A 16,100-nucleotide genomic window follows, 5' to 3' on the forward strand; every position below is an offset into this window, starting at 1 on the left:
GCGCGCGCCATGACGAACCCGCGCGACACGCTCATGGTCGATTCGGACGGCGTGCGGCTCGCCGTCCACCTGAGCGGGCCGCGCGACGCGCCGCCCGTGATCCTGGTGCACGGCTACCCCGATTCGTCGCGCGTGTGGGACCGCGTGCGCGAGGTGCTGGAGCGCCGCTATCGCGTGATCGCCTACGACACGCGCGGTTCGGGCGAATCGGATGCGCCGCGCGCCACCGCCGCTTATCGGATGGCGCAACTCGAACGCGACCTGTCGGCGGTGGCCACGGCCGCCTGCGGCACGCGGCCGTTCCATCTGGTCGGGCACGACTGGGGATCGATCCAGAGCTGGGAAGCCGCGACCGATCCGGCGATGCGCGGGCGCATCCTGTCGTACACGTCGATTTCGGGGCCGTGCCTCGATCACGTGTTCCGCGCGCCGTTCAACCTGCGGCAATCGCTGAAATCCTGGTACATCGTGTTCTTCCACCTGCCGGTGCTGCCGCCGCTGTTCTGGCGGCTCGGCGGCGCGCGGCTGTGGCCGCTGTGGCTGCGCAGCACCGAGCGGATTCGCGCCGAGGCCGACCCGCACCAGTTGCGCAACGGCGTGAACGGCATCCGGCTGTATCGCGCGAACTTCATCGCGCGCTCGCGCGCGCCGCGCGAACGCTATGCGCAAGCGCCCGTGCAGATCCTGGTGCCGACCCGCGACCGCTACGTCACGCCCGTGCTCACGGAAAACCTCGAACGCTGGCTCGGCCCGCACCGGCGTGAATTGATCGACGCGCCGCACTGGACGGTGCTGCGCGACGCGGCGCTGATCGCCGAGCGCATCGACCGCTTCGCGGCGCAGTACGAGCCGGCGTTCGCGGCAAAGGCACTGGACGAACCGGGCGTGGCCGTGCCGGACGACAACGCCGCCGCGCACCGCACGCGCCGCGCCGGCGCCAACGATGCCGACGGCGCGCGGCCGGCCGGCGACGTGCCCGTCAAGCCGCAGGCAAGCGTCTGAACAGCGTGTCGTATTCGACGACCAGCCCGTCGTCGTCCACGCTCAAGCCGGCCTTGAAGCGGCCGTCGATCCCTTCGTAGCGATAGCGCCGGCCCGGCTCGATGCACACGTAGGTCTGGGTGGCACGCGCCACGCTCAATTCGGGAATCGTCACGTAGACGACGTCGATCGTGCGCCGCTCGTCGCGCTTGAGCCCGAGGCGGCGGATCGGCAAGGTATTGGTGAACGGGGTGGCGGCGATGTCGAGGTCGACGCAGCCTTCGAGCGCGGGCAACGCGCGGCGCTCGAAGGCATCAACCACTTCGCACCAATGGCCGTCGTGATCGCGTTCGAGCGTCAGCTTGGCGCCGCCCATCACGGCGAGCGTCGCGAGCGTGGTGCGCCAGTGCGCGTCGCAGGCGACCCGATAGGCCAGGCCATAGCGCCGGCCGTCGTCGTGCCGGCCGACGATCACGCTCTCCGCCAGATAGCCGCCGCCGTCGCGTACGAGCGTCAGGTGTTCGATTCCGTCGCTGTCGAGCGACGCCCAACGCACATCGCGCATGCCGGGGACCTCCGTGGGCAGCCCACGCGGCGGTGCCGCGCGCAGTGCGCACGATCGTAGCGCAAATATCCGGTATCCGGCATCGCTTCTCCCCCTCGTGCGGCGATCCCCTATGCTCGCGGCTTCCCGGGCCGCAGCCGCGTTGCGGCCCGTTGCCGATTGCGCCATCGATACCGCCGCCATGCCCGCCCGCCTTCGTTCCGGTCTGCTCCGCTCCGGTCCGCTTCTGCCCGCCCTGTCGCCGCTCGCGCTGCCGGCGGAACTGCGCACGCTGCTGCGCGGCCTCGGACAAATTCTGTTGCAGGCGCATGCAGGCACCGGCGCATGCGTGCTGGCGGGGTTGACGCTCGCCTCGCCCGCACTCGCGGCAGCGGCGCTGGCCGGCACCGCCGCCGCGAATCTGGCGGCCTTGCTGACGGGCGGCACGCGCGATGCCGGCGACGCGGCGCAGGCCCGCCTCGGCCTGCACGGCTACAGCGGCGCGCTGGCCGCGCTCGCGCCGGTGGCGCTGCTGGCCGATCGCGCCACCGCGTTCGCGCTGGCGGTGATCGCGGCGCTGCTGGCCGGTGCGCTGTACCGGCCGGTCGAGCACCGGCTCGCGCGCTTCGGCGGCGCGGCCTACTCGCTGCCGGCGGTGCTGACGATCGGGCTGTGGTTGCCGTGGGTGTCATCGGGCGCGGCGACGGCCGCCAGCGGCCATGCCGGCGCCTTCGACCTGCCGGCCTGCGCCTCGGGCGCGGCGTTCGGCGCGATCGCGCAGGCCGGCTTCGCGAGCGGTGCGCTGCCCGGCGCGATCATGCTGGCCGGCGTCGCGCTCGCTTCGCCGCGCGCCGCGCTGCTCGCGCTGGCCGGCGCCGCGGGCACGTCGCTGCTGATGCTGGCGGCGGGCTCGCCCGCGCCGCATTGCGCGGCCGGGCTGCTCGGCTACAACGGCGCGCTGGCCGCGCTCGCGCTGAGCGGCTTCGGTTCGCGTGTCGCGCTCGGTGCGGCGCTGCTGGCGGCGGCGCTACAATGGCTCGCGCTGCGGGCCGGCCTGCCGCCGTTCAGCGCGCCGTTCGCCGTCGCGGCGTGCGGTGTGGCGATGGCGTTACGCCTGCTGCGCGGCGATGCGCATGCCGCGAAACTGGGCGCGCACACGGCTGAACACACGGCGGCACAAGCCGCCGCGAACCCGGCCATGCAAGCCGCCACGCAGCCCGCCGCAAGCGCATCCCCTTCGCCTTCCCCTTCCGATTTTTCCCACTCCCGGAGATCCGTCATGCCCACGTTCCAGATCGACCTGTTCGAAGGCCGCACCGTCGAACAGAAACGCCGCTTCGTCGAAGCCATCACGCGCGTGACCTGCGAGACGCTCGATTGCGCGCCGTCGTCGGTCGACATCATCCTGCGCGACGTGAAGAAGGAAAACTGGGCGACGGCCGGCAAGCTGTGGAGCGACAGCGAGTAAGCGAGTCCGGTGCGACGCGCCCGAAACCCGGGCGCTTCAACCCCAGCCGGCCATCATTGCGCCCATCCCGGCCAGCAGGCCGCCCATCAGGCGATTGAGCGCGCGCACGCGCGTCGGCCGCCGCAGCCAGTGGCTCAGGCGCTGCGAGAACAGCGCCATCGACGCCACCCCGGCCACGAACAGCACCACAAAGCTTGCCGCGAGCGCCAGGTATTGCGTGTTGACGCTCCAATGCGCGTCGGTGCTGATGAATTGCGGAAAGAACGACGGGAAGAACAGCAGCGTCTTCGGATTGAAACCGGAGGTCGCCACGCCGCGCCAGAACAGGCCGCGCGACGTGCCGCTCAGCGCCGGCTCCTCGCCGGAGGCGGCGTCGGCCGCCGGCCCCGTCAGCGAGACGCTGCGCCACTGCCGCACCCCGAGCCACACCAGGTAGGCCGCGCCGACCCAGCGCAGCACGCCGAGCGCACGCGCATCGATCGTCAGCAGCGAATTGAGGCACAGCGCGGTCAGCATCAGTTGCAGCAGCACGGCCACGGTGCCGCCCCACACGCACGGCAGTGCGCGCCGCCAGCCGGCGCGCAGCGCGAGGCTCATGGTCAGCAGGTTGACGGGACCGGGGGCGTAGATCAGCACGAGCGCGGCGGCGACGAACGAGAGGTAAAGCTGGAACGACATGGTTCGGGAGGGAGGGCAAAAGGCAGGTGGTGAAAACAGCGAAAGCGCGGATCAGCGCCATGACGCATGCCTGTCCGCCCGGCGTCGCGACTCGTGATCGCGGCGACGCTTACCGTTCCGAAGGGTGCTCGGATCGGTCGTGCCGGGCATTCGGGCATGGAGAAAATATAACCGGCCGCTCGCTGAAAAGGCTTCCGCTTATCCAGCGAAATGCGCGCAAAACCGGAAGCTTCTTCAGATAAACTCGCGATCCCCGGAACAGAATTCCCTTTCGATCATGGCCACCCGCGAACGCTCCCCCAAATCGCTCGACAACCAGGATCGCAAGATCCTGCGCGCGCTCCAGTCCAATGCCCGGCTGTCGAACGCGGAGCTGGCCGAACAGGTGGGCATGTCCACCACCGCCTGCTGGAACCGTACGCGCCAGCTCGAAACCGATGGCTATATCGACGGCTACGTCGCGCTCGTCAACCCGCGCAGGCTCGGCTATGCCGACATCGTGATCCTCGAAGTCACGCTCGACCGCCACGAGGACGACGCGCTGGCCCGCTTCGGCGCCGAACTGGCCGCGCTGCCCGAGGTGCTGGAGGCCTACCTCGTCTCCGGCGAATACGACTACTGGATCAAGGTGGCGGTGGACGGCACGGCCGGCTACGAACGCTTCCTGCGCGAGAAGCTCTACAAGATCTCCAGCATCCGCCACAGCCGCTCGATGTTCGCGCTGCGCTGCGTGAAGGACGTGCCGTCGATGCAGGTATGACGGCGGGCCGGCCGCGCGTTCAGCGGCCCATCGTCAGCACCATCCGGAACGTGGCCTCGCCCGAGCGCATGCGCCGGTAGGCCTCCTCGGCGCGTTCGAGCGGCAGCGTCTCGATGCGCGGGCGCACCCCGGCCAGCACGCTGAAATCGAGCGTGCGTTCGTTCTCCCATGGCGAGCCGGTGATCGAGCCGAGCACGCTGCGCTCGCCCGCCACCAGATGCCCCGGCGACACCGGCAGCGGGTCCCTGCCCGCGCCCAGCACCACCAGCCGCCCTTGCGGCGCAAGCCCGGCCATCAGCGCGGCGGCCGCCGCCGCGTCGCCGATCGTGGTCAGGATCGCCTGAGCGCCACCGAGCGCCAACAGAGGCGCGGCGGCATCCTCTCGCGCGGCATCGACATACACGTGCGCGCCGAGCGCCAGCGCATCGGCCGCGATCGATGCGCCGCGCCCCACCGCCACCACCCGAAACCCCATCCGCCGCGCGTATTGCAGCGCCATGTGGCCCAGCCCGCCGATGCCAAGCACGGCCACCGTGTCGCCGGCCTGCGCGCCGCATTTCTTCAGCGCGTTGAACGTGGCGATGCCGGCGCAGAGGATCGGCGCAGCCTCCTCCGAGGCGAGTTCGTCGGGGATCGCGACCAGGCCCGTGGCACGCGCCAGCATCATCTCGGCGTAACCGCCGTCGCGGCTCGCGCCGACGAACGGCTGGTTCGCGCACAGCTGAAACTGGCCGCGCCGGCACGCCGGGCAGATCAGACAATGGCCGCCCAAACGGCCGACGCCCACGCGCTGCCCGAGCCGCCAGATCGGCGGCACGCCCGCGCCGAGCGCCGCGATGCGCCCCACCACCTCGTGGCCCGGCACGCGCGGCGGGGTCAGCGCCGGATCGGCGCGTTCGATGTCGGCCGCGTCGGCGCCGCATACGCCGCAGGCTTCCACTTCGATCAGCACTTCGTCGGGCGGCGGCGCGGGCATGGCGCGCTCGACCCATTCGAGGCGGCCCGGCGCGCTGGCCTGCATGGCGCGGTAAGTCGGTTTCATGATGGCTCCCGGTTCGATGAAAGGCATGACACTGGCGCGCGGCCTACGCCATCAAGCCAGGCATGCACGCCGCGCTCGGCCGCCTCGACGGCCCCGGCCACGTAGCCCGGAAAGCGCGGCGACCATTCGCTCGCGATGCCGGTCAGGCAGCCCTGCCATGGGCCGATGGCAACGGCGGCCGGCGGCGCGATGCCATGGCCCGCGCCGCCATCCTGATCGGCGGCGGTCGCAACAGTGGGCAAACGCGCCCAGTCGCGGATCGCCTCGGCGCGCGGCGTGGCGGCCTCCGCGCCGAACAGACGCACGAGTTGCGCGCGGCATTGCTCGCGCAGCACGGCGTCGGCCACGCGCGAGCGCGTGCGCGCCGGCACGCCGAAGAAGCCGAACAGCGCGCCCGCGCCATGCGCCGGCGAGGCGTCGTGCAGCTCCGCGAGCGGGCCGCCCGCGCTGCGCGCCGCGCCCGACAGGCCGGCCTCGCGCCAGAACGGCGCGTCGTAGACGGCCAGGTATTTCGCATGCGGCGCCATCCAGGTGGCCGTGTCGCGCCACGCGATCGCGAGCGCGCGCGGCAACGCCGGCTCGAACGCGATAGTGGCCGCCGCGAGCCGGGGCGGTAGCGCGAGCAGCACATGCCCGGCCCGATACGTGGTGATTCGGTCGCAGGTATCGGTTGCGTCCAGTTCGATGCCCGACGCCACGCGACGAATCCGGCGCACCGTCTCGCCCGTGACGATCCGCGTGGCGTTCAGACGCGCCCGAACGGCCTCGACCAGCGCCGCCATGCCGCCGTCGAGCCGCATCGATCCGGTCGCATAGCCCTGCACGCGCTGCGGCGCGGCGTGCGGCGAGCGCTCCACGAGCATGTCGCCGGATTCGTGCTGGGCGCTGCTCGGCAGGCCCAATGCCTCGATCAGGCCGCTCAACTCGGGCTGCAGCGACGGCCAGAACCACGTCGCGCCGAGATCGAAGCGCGGGGAGTCGTCCGTCAGGGCTTCGGCCGTGCCCATCTGCGCGGTCGTCAGCGATTCGATCCGCCCGCCCAGCCGCTCGCCGGCCTCGATCAGCACGACCGCCACGCCTTGCCGTTCGAGCCGCCACGCCGCGACGAGGCCCGCCAGGCCGCCGCCGACGATCACCACGCTGGCGTCGCGCGTCATGCCGGCACCTCGTCGGGCGTCTCGTCGGGCGTCTCGCGCAGTGTCTTCACGTAGACGGTCGTGCCGGCCGATTGCGCGCGGCAATCGGGGCGGTCGCCATCGGGCAGGCGAATCCAGCTTCCGCACGGGTAGCTGCGATCGTCGAGCCATAGCGCGCCGTCGACCACCAACAATTCGACGCGCCCCGCCGCCGCGAGATCGGGCTCGGCCTGCGCGGCCAGCCGCTGCAACGCCACGGTTTCGCTCGGCGAATCGAACAGCGGGCAGAACTCGCGCTCGCCGCGTTGAAGCCAGGCGGCCGGATCGCGCGTGTCGATGCGCACGGTGCGCGTGTCGTCGGCGCGCATCTGGCGCAGCTTGACGAACAGCAGCGCGCCGTCGTCGCTCGACGGCCGGTGCGCCGAGCCGGGCGGATTGCGCAGATACCAGCCGGCCGGGTAATCGCGCTCGCCTTCGGAGAACACGCCCGCGAGCACCAGGATCTCTTCGCCGCCCGGATGCGGATGACTCGGAAACGACGAGGCGCGCGCGTAGCGCACGAGGCTGGTGGCGCGCGCCTGCTCGCCGCCGACGCGATCCAACATCACGCGCTCGACGCCGGCCTGCGGCGAGGCAATCCAGCGGTATTGATCGGCCGGCACCACGGCACGGAGCGCGAAATCGGCATTGACGAGCATGAGGGCATCCTTGATAGAACTTGCGCCGCGGCTTCGAGTGCGAGCGGGAATCCGCGGCGGGGGCACGGGAGGTGCCGCAGATTGCGGCGGTTACGGCGGTCGCAGTCATCGCGGTGTTGCGGCTGCTACGGCTGCTACGGCGATCGCAGCAGTTGAGGCAGTTGAGCCGTCGCGGTGGTCGCAGCAGCAGTGATTGCAGCCTCAGCCGCAATCACCACCGCCCTGCAACCCGCCCCCCTCAAGCAGCCGGCAGCGCCGCATGCGCTTCAAGCACACGTGCCGAATAGGTCAGCGCCGCCCCCGCGTTCAGCGCGATCGCCACGCCGAGCGCCTCGGCGATCTCCTCGCGCGTCGCGCCGTGCTCGACGGCCTTCCGGGTATGCACCGCGATGCAGCCATCGCAGCGCGTCGTCACGGCCACGGCCAGCGCGATCAGTTCGTGGATCTTCGGTTCGAGCTTGCCGAGCTTCGCGCCCGCGCCGTCGATCGTCATCAGCCCGCGCATCGCGTCGGGGTTCAGCTTCGCAAAATCGCCGACACGCTCCAGCAGCGCGTCGCGGTAGCCATTCCATTCCTGCATCATGATCGATTGCTCCTCGGGTCAAGCGGCTTGGTAGACGCGCACATCGGGCGCGGCGTCGAGCAGCGGCGTCAGCTCGCGCACCACGTCGGCGGTGAACAGCGCGCTCGTCAGATAGGCCTGCGCGTGCGCCTCGGTGTCGAAGCCGTGCAGCACCTGCACGTCCGCATCGCGCAGCAGCAGTTGCTTCGAGGCCGCGCCGGGAATCGTGTCGAGAAACGCCGCCTTGTATTTCGCATAGACGCCGGCCGCCGCCGCGCGCTGCGCCGCCGCGATCTTCAGCGTGATTTGCAGATAAACCATGGTTCGACTCCTTCGATAGGGGGATGAGCGACGCTCAGGCGTGGCGGCCGGCCATCACGCCGCCGTCCACCGGCAGCACCGTGCCGGTGATCCACGAGGCTTCGGTCGACGCGAGAAACAGCATCGCCTCGGCCACGTCCGCCGGCTGGCCGTTGCGCCCGAGCGGGTGAAACGCGTTGAAGGCCGGCAGCGTGGCCTTGACCTGATCGTCCGACATGAACGTGTTGTAGACCGGCGTTTCGACCACGGCCGGGGCGACGGTGTTGATGCGAATGCGCGACGGCGCGAGTTCGATCGCCAGATTGCGCGTGAGCGCATGCACGCCGGCATTGGCCGCCGAATAGGCCGCCGACGGCGTCGCGCCGATCGCCTGCAGCGCCCACAGCGAGCCGGTCTGCACGATCGCGCCGCCGCCGCGCAGTTGCATCGCCTTCGCGGCGGCCTGCGCCATGAAGAACTTGCCCTTCAGGATGATGTCGAGGAAGCCGTCGTATTCGGCCTCGTCGACTTCCAGGAACGGCTTCGGGCTGAAGATGCCCGCGTTGTTGATCAGGATGTCCACGCCGCCGAAGGCCTGCGTCGCCAGTTCGACCAGCGCGGCGGCCGCGGCCGGCGTGGCGATGTCGCCCGCCAGATGGCGCACCCGCACGCCGCTCGCATCGATCCCGGCCGCCGCCTGCTTGAGCTTGGCCTCGTTGCTCCCGCCGATCACGACGCTCGCCCCCGCCTTGACGAGCCGCGCCGCGACCTCCTTGCCGATGCCCGAGCCGCCGCCCGTGACGATCGCCACCTTGGAAGAAAAACTATGCATGATGAACTCCGTTCGTGATCGTGGAAGGCCACGGGGCCGGCGCGCGGCGCGATTGCCGGGGATGTCTGCCTTGCCGTGGTTCGATACGGCATTGTTCGCCTGCAAGCGATGCGGCACAAACCAGATAATGTGTGTCGAATCAAAAGAAAATCTTTATCGATGCGTGGCGTGCCGGCACCCGCCGGCGTATCCTCGGCGGATCGCCCCGCCCCTGCCGCCCTCATCGTGAAAAGCCCCGTATTCCTGAACGCGCTGCGCGCGTTCGAAGCCAGCGCCCGCCATCAGAGCTTCTCGGCGGCGGCTGCCGAACTGAACGTCACGCCGGCCGCGGTCGGCCAGTTGGTGCGCTCGCTGGAGGACTGGCTCGGCGCGCCGCTGTTCCATCGCGGCACCAGCGGCCGCGCGCGGCTCGTGCCGACGCCGAGCGCCGAACGCGCGCTGCCCGAGATCCGCGCCGGCTTCGACCGCCTGTCGATCGGCCTCGACCGGCTGCGCGAAGGCACACGCTCGGGTGTGCTGACGGTGGCCGTCAGCCCCGCATTCGCCGCGAAGTGGCTGCTGCCGCGCATCGAGCGCTTCCACACGCGCTGCCCCGAAACCGACGTGCGGCTCGACACCAACCTGAAACCGGTGGATTTCGTCGCGCAGGGCATCGATATCGGCGTGCGTTACGGGCGCGGCGTGTGGGCGGGGCTGGTTGCCGAAAAGCTGATGGACGAGCAGATCGATCCGGTCTGCTCGCCGGGCTGGCTCGCGCGGCACGGCGCGCCGGCCTCGCCGCACGCGCTGGCGGGCAAGGCGCTGATTCACGATCTGTCGGTGGAGCCGAACGCGGGGTTCGCGTCGTGGGAGGCGTGGCTGGCCCACGCGGGCGCGGGCGAGGTGGATGCGCGGCGCGGCATGCAGGTCAACAATTCGGCGGCCGTGTTGCAGGCCGCCATCGACGGTCACGGCGTGGCGCTCGCGCGCAGCGTGCTGGCCCGCGACGACGTGGCCGCCGGCCGGCTGGTGCCGCTGTTTCCGCAGATCCGCTTCGCGTCGGCGCTGGGCTACTACGTCGTCTATCGCGCCGATTGCGCGGCGCAACCGAAGCTGGTGGCGTTCAGGGAGTGGTTGATGGCCGAGGCGGCCGGCGGTGGCGAAGCCGCGCCCGCGTAGCGCGGCGCGGCCGTTATCGCGCCCCGGTATTGCAGGAGTTGTTGCTGCCTTTGCTGCCGCCTTGTAGCAGCCGTTTTCGGCCGTTACCCGAGCCGCGCCTCGGCGCCGCCAGGATCAGCGCGTGGCCTGCGCCTGCGCGAGCGCATCGAGCGCCGCGCTGCGCGCCTGCACGCGTGCGAACAAGCCTTCGACGTCGAAGCCGTCGAGATCGATGTCGAAGCGCTCGTCGAGGCACGCCGCCCAGGCGGCCGGATCGGCGAGGCGCTCGATGGTGGCCTCCCCATGCGCATCGCGCAGCGTGAACACATCGTTGAGCAAGGCAGCGCGCCCGTCGGGCAGCACGCGGCTGACGATCAGGTCGTTGACGAACTTCGAATCGGGATGGGTGGACGTGTACCAATTCGCCACGTCGATATCGACGCGCTCGACGCGCCGCGTGCCGAACCGGTAGACGCTCTCCCAACGCTTCGTCGTCCTGAATTCGAGATCGAACTCGCCCGGCACCGGCGCGACCACCATCCGGTAGTCGCCATGCGGCGTACGCTGCACGCAGCCAGGCGTGGCGGCCAATGGCGCGGTTTGCGTCACGGCGCCGAAACCCACGTCCACGGTCCAGCTTTCGCCATCGAGATCGACGCGCAGCAGCTTGTGGGTTTGCGGCGTCGCCACATCGGTGGTCTGCTGCCAGCGCACGCGCGCGATCAGCGGCGTGACGCGAAACCCGAACTGCCGCAGCACCGCGTGGAACAACCGGTTCTGCTCGAAGCAATAGCCGCCGCGGCGGCGCGTCACGAGCTTGGAGGCCAACGACATCATGTCGAGCCGCACCGGCAGCCCGATCAGCGGATCGAGATTCTCGAACGGGATCGCGCGCGGATGCAGCAGATGCAGTTGCCGCAGCGCGTCGAGCGTCGGCTCCACCCTGCCGCGATAGCCGATGCGTTCGAGATAGATCGGGAGATCGAGATCGTTGTACATGCTGGAGGAATCCGTTGGGAGAGGGAACCGTCGGCGGCTGCGCGTTACCTTAGCACTGCGTGGCATCCGACGCCCGAAAAACACCGCGGGCCGCGTGGCCTGCGCGCCGCGGGTGCCGTGGTGCCGTGCAACATGGCCCGGCAATCAGCGCGTCACGCGGCGCAGCGCCAGCGTGGCGGCCGGCGGCACGTCGATGCCGTGCGCCGACGCGTAGTGCACCGCGTCATGAAGCGTCGTGGCAGCGGCGTCGATCTGGTCGGGGGCGTGTTCGGCGAAGCGAGAGGCAGTGGCGTCGAGCGCCTGCGCATGGCCGTCGCCCTGCGGCAAGGCCTCGAAGCGTTGCAGGCCCTCGCCGAGCGAGGCAAGGCCGGTGCGGAACGTGTCGCGATCGATGCCGGCCGGCGGCGCCGAGGCGAACGCCTGCGACAACGCCTGTGCCACCGATTGCTGCGCGCCGCCGATCTGCGTCAGCGCGGTAGCCGATACCTGCTCGGCCGCGCCATCGTCGGCGCCGAGCTTGCCGGCGGCGCCGGCCGCCTGCCCGGCCGCGCCGGACAGCCCCATCGCCGCGGCCAGATCGGCCTGCCCCGCCAATACACGTCGGTTCGCGTCGACATAGTCGTGCCAGTTGGCGGAGGAAGAAGACGAGGACGACGGGAAGACCGAAGCGTCGCTTCGATCACGATCCTGAATGGCAGCGTATTCGTAGTGCGCGGCAGCGGGGGCCGCAGCGCGTCCCGGGCCGTGCGTCTGCTGGGCATGCGCGACCGCGCCGGCGGCAAAACCGGCCGCCGCCATGAAGGCCGTTCGCGCATGCGTCTTCGCAATCGACCGAACCTTGTGTGCGTGTTTCAGCGCTTTCATGGGCAAATTGTCCGCGCTGCCGCGAGGCCGGTGCAATCGCCGATACATCTCGAAACGTGTTGCCAGGGAACTGAACGGACCAGGCCGATCTTTTCCCAAAGCGAAACAAACCGGGGGTCGCGGCAAGCCGGCCGATCAGCTCGCCAACATCGCCGGCAAGCGCCGCGCCACCCAATCGCCGGCCTGCTGATACGCATGCGCGAGTTGCAGCACGCCGAAATCGTCGCGCGGCCGGCCGATCAGTTGAATGCCGGTCGGCAGGCCCGCTGCGTTGAAGCCCGCCGGTACGTTGACGACCGGGCTGCCGGCGAGCGTCCACGGCGTGACGGTTTCCATCCAGCGGTGATAGCTGTCCATCGCGCGCCCGTCGATGGTGGCCGGCCAGCGCGCCTCGACGTCGAACGGAAACACCTGCGCGGTGGGCGCGGCGATGAAGTCGTAGCGCTCGAACATCTCCAGCAGGGCCTGGTACCACGCGGAGCGCGCAGCGCTGGCGTCCACGACGTTCTCCGCCGTCATCGCCAGCAGGCCCTCGACCTCGAACACGGCCTCGGGCTTGAGCAGCGCACGCCGCGCCCGGTCGCGGTAATGCACGAGCGACGCGCCGCCCGACATCAGGTGCCGGTGCGCAAGCCAGACCTGCCAGATGCGCGCCGGCTCGAACGCCGGCAGCGCCGCATCGACCTCGCAGCCGATCGTGCGCAGCGCGCCGAGCGCCTGCTCGCCCAGCGCGAGCACGCCCGGCTCCATCGCCAGATAGCCGTTCCAGTCGCCCACCCAGGCAATCCGCTTGCCGCGCAGATCGGCATCGAGCGGCTGCGTGAAGCGCGCGGGATCGTCGTCGAGCGACTGCGCATCGCGCGCATCGCGGCCGGCCTGGATCGCGAGCAACTGCGCGAGATCGGTGACGGTGCGGCCCATCGGCCCCTCGGTGCCGAACTGCTGATAGAACACGTCGGCGGCCGGCCAGCGGGGCACGCGCCCCGCCGACGGCCGGAAGCCGAGCACGTTGCAGAACGCGGCCGGGTTGCGCAGCGAGCCGCCGAAATCGCTGCCGTCGGCCACCGGCAGCATGCGCGCGGCCAGCGCCGCCGCCGCGCCGCCGCTGCTGCCGCCCGCGCTCTTGCCGAGGTCGTGCGGGTTGCGCGTGGCGCCGTACACCTCGTTGAACGTGTGCGAGCCGAGCCCGAACTCGGGCGTGTTGGTCTTGCCGATGAAGATCGCACCGGCCGCACGCACGCGGGCGACCGCGAGCCCATCCACATCGGGCACGAAATCGCGGAAGATCGGCGAGCCCATCGTCGTGACGAGGCCCTTGGTCAGCGCGAGATCCTTCGGCGCCTGCGGCATGCCGTGCATCCAGCCCTGCCACTCGCCGCGCGCGAGCGCCGCGTCCTTCTCGGCGGCCTCGGCCAGCAGCACGGCGCGCTCGCGCAGCGCGACGATCGCGTTGACGCGGCCGTTCACGCGCTCGATGTGGTCGAGGTAGGCGCGCATCGTCTCGACGCACGAGATCTGCTTGCTGCGGATCGCATCGGACAGCGCATGCGCGGGCAGCGCGACGATCGAATCAAGGGAGAGGGAAGACGAGGGAGAAGCGGGGGTGTTCATGCGGCACTCCTGAAACGGACGTGAGGGGAAGCCGGCCCGATGTCGGGCACTTCGAAGAATGCCGACAATTATAGGGAGCCAAGAGGGGCATGACTGCGCGATTTTGTCATCGATTTCTGATTTTTCTCGCACAATCGATTGCGATATCCAATGAATTGCCGCCAATTATGCATCTCGATTGCAATAATCGTGTCGCATGTCATTTATGCGCATAAACATAAAAATTTTAGATTTTTTATTCGCCATGGCGTCGTGGCGCAACGTGCGTGCGCGGCCGGCGTTGATGCGATTTTTATGCGCGCCGCCACAGTCTTTACACGATCGGTATCGCGATGCGCCTACGCTGCGGGCATCGCTTCCGATCCTTCGCCGCCATGCTGAAACTGCTCGTTCCCGTCGGTCATTCCCCGCGCGCCCTGCAAGCCGTGCGTCACGCCGCGTTCCTGTATCGCGAGCGCTGCGTGTCGGAGGTGCTTCTCGTCAACGTGCAGCCGCCGCTCGGCGGCTCGCCCGGCGATGCGTTTCACACGCATCGGGAACTCGATCAGATCGGCCGCGCGGCGGCCACCCACGACCTGGCCGAGGCGATCGCGATCCTGCGCGACGCGGGCGTGCTGCATTCGGTGACGATGCGCTTCGGCGCGACGGCCGATGCGATTGCGCGTTGCGCGCTCGAACACGGCTGCGACGAGATCGTCGTCACGGCGCCGCGCCGCAATCCGCTGCACTGGTTGGCGCGGCTGCTCGGTTTCGGCCTGCACGATCGGCTGATGCGCCTGACCAAGGTGCCGGTGACGGCCGTGCAATGAGCGATGCGGCGCTCGCCGCATGCGTGGTGAGAAGGATTGCGTGGTCGGGATGACTGAACATCGGCCGGTTGCCAGTTGCCCGACAACGGCCGATGCTCGCGCGCACCACGCCGGGCCTGAAGCTGCCGACCCGGCGCGGCGCACGCCGGCTCAACGATAGCGTTGCAGTTCCGGATCGTTGATCGGCTGCTCGGCGAGGTTCGTGATGGCCGGCAGCGCGCTCAGGTGCGGCAGGCCGTTCAGACCGATCCACTTGCCGGTCTTGTCGCGGTAGATCACGGTGGGCGTGCCGTCGAAACCGAGCTCGCGGAACATCGTTGCGTTCGCATCGAGTTTGGCCTTCGCGTCGGCCGGCACCACCGGCAGCGGTGCGATGCCGCCCGATTCGTCCTTCTCGGAATAACGCGTCTCGAGCGTGTTCAGCAGCGCGGCGCCGTCGGGCGCCTTGAGCAGCGCGGCAGCCTTGCCGGTCGAATCGGGCTTCAGGAACGCCAGCGGAATCCAGTGGACCTGCAGGCCGGCCGCCTCGTAGGGCCGCAGCGCGCGCCACATCAGGTGGCAGTAGATGCAGTTCGGATCCATGAACACATAGACCGTCGATTTGACCTGCGCGCCGCTCGCGCCTTCGACGATCGCGGGGGCGGCCTGCACGCGCGCGATCTGCGCGGCGTTCAGCGTGGGCGGCGGCGGTTCGGCCGCCTGGCTCGTCAGTCCGATGCTCAGGGCCACGGCGGCCAGGGCGATGCTGATCCGTGTCTTCATGAAATCCTCGTGGTGTTCCGGGAAAAGCCGCGCCGGTGCCGGAATCGGCTCACGCGGCGACGGTGCAGCATTCTCGCGCGTTCGGCGCAATCGTGCGCGCCGTCGCGCGAACCGGGGGTTCCGGCCGCCGGCAGCGGCGGCAAAATCGGCCACGATACCGGCCCGCGCGGGGCGCGCGGCTGACGCCAGGATGACGGCGCTGCCAGCCAGCCGTCAGCGCGCGCGGCGCGGCGTGACGAAGCGGAACGTCAGGTTGATGCGCTCGCCCTGCACGGCCGGCGCTTTCGCGAGCCGGTGGGTCCAGTCGCGCTGGGTCGCGCCGTGCATCACGAGCAGGCTGCCGTGCGCGAGGCGATAGGCGCGCACCACGCCGGTTTCGCGATGCCGCAGGTCGAACATGCGCGCCACGCCCAGGCTGACCGACGCGATCACCGGGGCCTCGCCCAGTTCCGGCTCGTTGTCGCTGTGCCAGCCCATGCCGTCCGCGCCCGAGCGGTAGCGGTTCAGCAGCACGCTGTTGAAACGCGTCGCGCAGGCGGCCTCGGCCAGTGCGCGCAATTCGGCGACGGCGGGCGTCCACGGGGCAGGGATATTGCGCAGTCCGGAGTAAACGTAGATGGCATCGGGCTCGCCCTGCCAGGCCGTGAGCCGCGGCATCGGCACCGGCCCGCGCGGGGTGCGGATCGACTCCTGCTTCCAGTCGACCTCGGCCAGCAGGTGCGCGAGCAGCAGGTCGGCCCGCTCGCGCGGCAGCCAGTCGGGGTGCCAGTCCACATCGGGGGCCGGCAGCGTGTCGAACAGATCGTCCATCGTCGGTAGAAATCCTCACATCCGGCTATCATCGCGGCATGGTACGGGCGCCGCAAGGCCGGCGCATCATGCGGGCTTGCGCTTTCTTTCGTACTTTTTTCTTTCGC

At 70.1% G+C, this 16,100-nt stretch carries 18 protein-coding genes and 1 pseudogene; 6 read left to right on the forward strand and 13 right to left on the reverse strand.

The annotated features are described in order from the left end of the window. Positions 1-9 precede the first annotated feature (9 nt). Complete coding sequence (locus AB4850_RS09230; RefSeq protein WP_414439518.1) at positions 10-1,002, forward strand: alpha/beta fold hydrolase; 993 nt, start codon at positions 10-12, stop codon at positions 1,000-1,002. On the opposite strand, the gene AB4850_RS09235 is transcribed toward AB4850_RS09230, so the two are convergent. Beyond that, positions 980-1,546: a putative glycolipid-binding domain-containing protein gene (locus AB4850_RS09235; protein ID WP_414439519.1), complete on the reverse strand. Its 567-nt coding sequence runs from the start codon at positions 1,544-1,546 to the stop codon at positions 980-982. The two genes, AB4850_RS09230 and AB4850_RS09235, sit on opposite strands and share 23 nt — an antisense overlap. Before the next feature lie 181 nt (positions 1,547-1,727). On the opposite strand from AB4850_RS09235, the pseudogene AB4850_RS09240 reads away from it, so the two are divergent. Together AB4850_RS09240 and AB4850_RS09245 are read left to right on the forward strand one after the other, a co-directional pair. Then, positions 1,728-2,615, forward strand: a pseudogene (locus AB4850_RS09240) (urea transporter); the annotation flags it as partial. Positions 2,616-2,723: 108 nt separating this feature from the next. After that, positions 2,724-2,993, forward strand: coding sequence for a 4-oxalocrotonate tautomerase (locus AB4850_RS09245; RefSeq protein WP_414441993.1), 270 nt, complete (start codon positions 2,724-2,726; stop codon positions 2,991-2,993). 36 nt (positions 2,994-3,029) lie between these two features. Here AB4850_RS09245 and AB4850_RS09250 read toward each other — a convergent pair whose 3' ends face one another. Beyond that, the gene (locus AB4850_RS09250; protein ID WP_414439520.1) at positions 3,030-3,671 is read right to left on the reverse strand and encodes a LysE family translocator; all 642 of its coding nucleotides are present in this window, start codon (positions 3,669-3,671) and stop codon (positions 3,030-3,032) included. A gap of 277 nt (positions 3,672-3,948) precedes the next feature. Between AB4850_RS09250 and AB4850_RS09255 the strand changes: the two genes are divergently transcribed. Further along, positions 3,949-4,431 carry an Lrp/AsnC family transcriptional regulator gene (locus AB4850_RS09255; RefSeq protein ID WP_414439521.1) on the forward strand — a complete coding sequence of 161 codons (483 nt, stop codon included), beginning with the start codon at positions 3,949-3,951 and terminating at the stop codon, positions 4,429-4,431. A 19-nt stretch (positions 4,432-4,450) separates the two neighbouring features. Here the strand turns inward: AB4850_RS09255 and AB4850_RS09260 are convergent, their stop codons facing one another. The 6 genes from AB4850_RS09260 to AB4850_RS09285 all read right to left on the reverse strand — a co-directional run bounded on the left by AB4850_RS09260 (position 4,451) and on the right by AB4850_RS09285 (position 9,001). Beyond that, positions 4,451-5,473 carry an alcohol dehydrogenase catalytic domain-containing protein gene (locus AB4850_RS09260; protein ID WP_414439522.1) on the reverse strand — a complete coding sequence of 341 codons (1,023 nt, stop codon included), beginning with the start codon at positions 5,471-5,473 and terminating at the stop codon, positions 4,451-4,453. Then, complete coding sequence (locus tag AB4850_RS09265) at positions 5,470-6,630, reverse strand: flavin monoamine oxidase family protein (RefSeq protein ID WP_414439523.1); 1,161 nt, start codon at positions 6,628-6,630, stop codon at positions 5,470-5,472. Before AB4850_RS09265 ends, AB4850_RS09260 begins: the two co-directional genes overlap by 4 nt. Beyond that, positions 6,627-7,307 carry a cupin domain-containing protein gene (locus AB4850_RS09270; RefSeq protein ID WP_414439524.1) on the reverse strand — a complete coding sequence of 227 codons (681 nt, stop codon included), beginning with the start codon at positions 7,305-7,307 and terminating at the stop codon, positions 6,627-6,629. The genes AB4850_RS09265 and AB4850_RS09270 overlap by 4 nt, the downstream gene beginning before the upstream one ends. A 238-nt stretch (positions 7,308-7,545) precedes the next feature. Next, a complete protein-coding gene (locus tag AB4850_RS09275) occupies positions 7,546-7,890 on the reverse strand; it encodes a carboxymuconolactone decarboxylase family protein (protein WP_414439525.1) in 345 nt (114 codons plus the stop codon). 18 nt (positions 7,891-7,908) lie between these two features. Next, positions 7,909-8,190, reverse strand: coding sequence for a hypothetical protein (locus AB4850_RS09280; protein ID WP_414439526.1), 282 nt, complete (start codon positions 8,188-8,190; stop codon positions 7,909-7,911). A 34-nt stretch (positions 8,191-8,224) separates the two neighbouring features. Further along, a complete protein-coding gene (locus tag AB4850_RS09285; protein WP_414439527.1) occupies positions 8,225-9,001 on the reverse strand; it encodes an SDR family NAD(P)-dependent oxidoreductase in 777 nt (258 codons plus the stop codon). Between the two features lie 225 nt (positions 9,002-9,226). Between AB4850_RS09285 and gcvA the strand changes: the two genes are divergently transcribed. Then, positions 9,227-10,159, forward strand: a complete 933-nt coding sequence (gene gcvA, locus AB4850_RS09290; protein ID WP_414439528.1) for a transcriptional regulator GcvA — start codon at positions 9,227-9,229, stop codon at positions 10,157-10,159. Between the two features lie 114 nt (positions 10,160-10,273). On the opposite strand, the gene AB4850_RS09295 is transcribed toward gcvA, so the two are convergent. From AB4850_RS09295 to AB4850_RS09305, 3 genes are all read right to left on the reverse strand, one after another. Next, the gene (locus AB4850_RS09295; RefSeq protein ID WP_414439529.1) at positions 10,274-11,137 is read right to left on the reverse strand and encodes an arylamine N-acetyltransferase family protein; all 864 of its coding nucleotides are present in this window, start codon (positions 11,135-11,137) and stop codon (positions 10,274-10,276) included. A 144-nt stretch (positions 11,138-11,281) separates the two neighbouring features. Continuing rightward, positions 11,282-12,001, reverse strand: coding sequence for a hypothetical protein (locus tag AB4850_RS09300; RefSeq protein WP_414439530.1), 720 nt, complete (start codon positions 11,999-12,001; stop codon positions 11,282-11,284). Between the two features lie 135 nt (positions 12,002-12,136). Continuing rightward, positions 12,137-13,612 (reverse strand): amidase, encoded by a 1,476-nt coding sequence (locus AB4850_RS09305; protein WP_414439531.1) that lies wholly within the window; start codon positions 13,610-13,612, stop codon positions 12,137-12,139. A 374-nt stretch (positions 13,613-13,986) separates the two neighbouring features. On the opposite strand from AB4850_RS09305, the gene AB4850_RS09310 reads away from it, so the two are divergent. Then, positions 13,987-14,421 (forward strand): universal stress protein, encoded by a 435-nt coding sequence (locus AB4850_RS09310; protein WP_414439532.1) that lies wholly within the window; start codon positions 13,987-13,989, stop codon positions 14,419-14,421. Positions 14,422-14,571: 150 nt separating this feature from the next. On the opposite strand, the gene AB4850_RS09315 is transcribed toward AB4850_RS09310, so the two are convergent. Next, the gene (locus AB4850_RS09315) at positions 14,572-15,183 is read right to left on the reverse strand and encodes a thioredoxin fold domain-containing protein (protein WP_414439533.1); all 612 of its coding nucleotides are present in this window, start codon (positions 15,181-15,183) and stop codon (positions 14,572-14,574) included. Between the two features lie 213 nt (positions 15,184-15,396). After that, positions 15,397-15,993, reverse strand: a complete 597-nt coding sequence (locus AB4850_RS09320; RefSeq protein WP_414439534.1) for an alpha-ketoglutarate-dependent dioxygenase AlkB family protein — start codon at positions 15,991-15,993, stop codon at positions 15,397-15,399. Between the last annotated feature and the right edge of the window lie 107 nt (positions 15,994-16,100).

It is taken from the genome of Burkholderia sp. 22PA0106 (assembly GCF_047497155.1).
Taxonomy (GTDB): Bacteria; Pseudomonadota; Gammaproteobacteria; order Burkholderiales; family Burkholderiaceae; genus Burkholderia.

Excerpts from the sequence above, each read along its gene's own strand:
- AB4850_RS09320 (WP_414439534.1), bottom strand. The coding sequence starts at position 15,993 with ATGGACGATCTGTTCGACACGCTGCCGGCCCCCGATGTGGACTGGCAC.
- AB4850_RS09260 (WP_414439522.1), bottom strand. The coding sequence starts at position 5,473 with ATGAAACCGACTTACCGCGCCATGCAGGCCAGCGCGCCGGGCCGCCTC.
- AB4850_RS09250 (WP_414439520.1), bottom strand. The coding sequence starts at position 3,671 with ATGTCGTTCCAGCTTTACCTCTCGTTCGTCGCCGCCGCGCTCGTGCTG.
- AB4850_RS09245 (WP_414441993.1), top strand. The coding sequence starts at position 2,724 with ATGCAAGCCGCCACGCAGCCCGCCGCAAGCGCATCCCCTTCGCCTTCC.
- AB4850_RS09315 (WP_414439533.1), bottom strand. The coding sequence starts at position 15,183 with ATGAAGACACGGATCAGCATCGCCCTGGCCGCCGTGGCCCTGAGCATC.
- AB4850_RS09285 (WP_414439527.1), bottom strand. The coding sequence starts at position 9,001 with ATGCATAGTTTTTCTTCCAAGGTGGCGATCGTCACGGGCGGCGGCTCG.
- AB4850_RS09295 (WP_414439529.1), bottom strand. The coding sequence starts at position 11,137 with ATGTACAACGATCTCGATCTCCCGATCTATCTCGAACGCATCGGCTAT.
- AB4850_RS09280 (WP_414439526.1), bottom strand. The coding sequence starts at position 8,190 with ATGGTTTATCTGCAAATCACGCTGAAGATCGCGGCGGCGCAGCGCGCG.
- AB4850_RS09300 (WP_414439530.1), bottom strand. The coding sequence starts at position 12,001 with ATGAAAGCGCTGAAACACGCACACAAGGTTCGGTCGATTGCGAAGACG.
- AB4850_RS09310 (WP_414439532.1), top strand. The coding sequence starts at position 13,987 with ATGCTGAAACTGCTCGTTCCCGTCGGTCATTCCCCGCGCGCCCTGCAA.
- AB4850_RS09255 (WP_414439521.1), top strand. The coding sequence starts at position 3,949 with ATGGCCACCCGCGAACGCTCCCCCAAATCGCTCGACAACCAGGATCGC.
- AB4850_RS09265 (WP_414439523.1), bottom strand. The coding sequence starts at position 6,630 with ATGACGCGCGACGCCAGCGTGGTGATCGTCGGCGGCGGCCTGGCGGGC.
- AB4850_RS09235 (WP_414439519.1), bottom strand. The coding sequence starts at position 1,546 with ATGCGCGATGTGCGTTGGGCGTCGCTCGACAGCGACGGAATCGAACAC.
- AB4850_RS09305 (WP_414439531.1), bottom strand. The coding sequence starts at position 13,612 with ATGAACACCCCCGCTTCTCCCTCGTCTTCCCTCTCCCTTGATTCGATC.
- AB4850_RS09275 (WP_414439525.1), bottom strand. The coding sequence starts at position 7,890 with ATGATGCAGGAATGGAATGGCTACCGCGACGCGCTGCTGGAGCGTGTC.
- AB4850_RS09230 (WP_414439518.1), top strand. The coding sequence starts at position 10 with ATGACGAACCCGCGCGACACGCTCATGGTCGATTCGGACGGCGTGCGG.
- AB4850_RS09270 (WP_414439524.1), bottom strand. The coding sequence starts at position 7,307 with ATGCTCGTCAATGCCGATTTCGCGCTCCGTGCCGTGGTGCCGGCCGAT.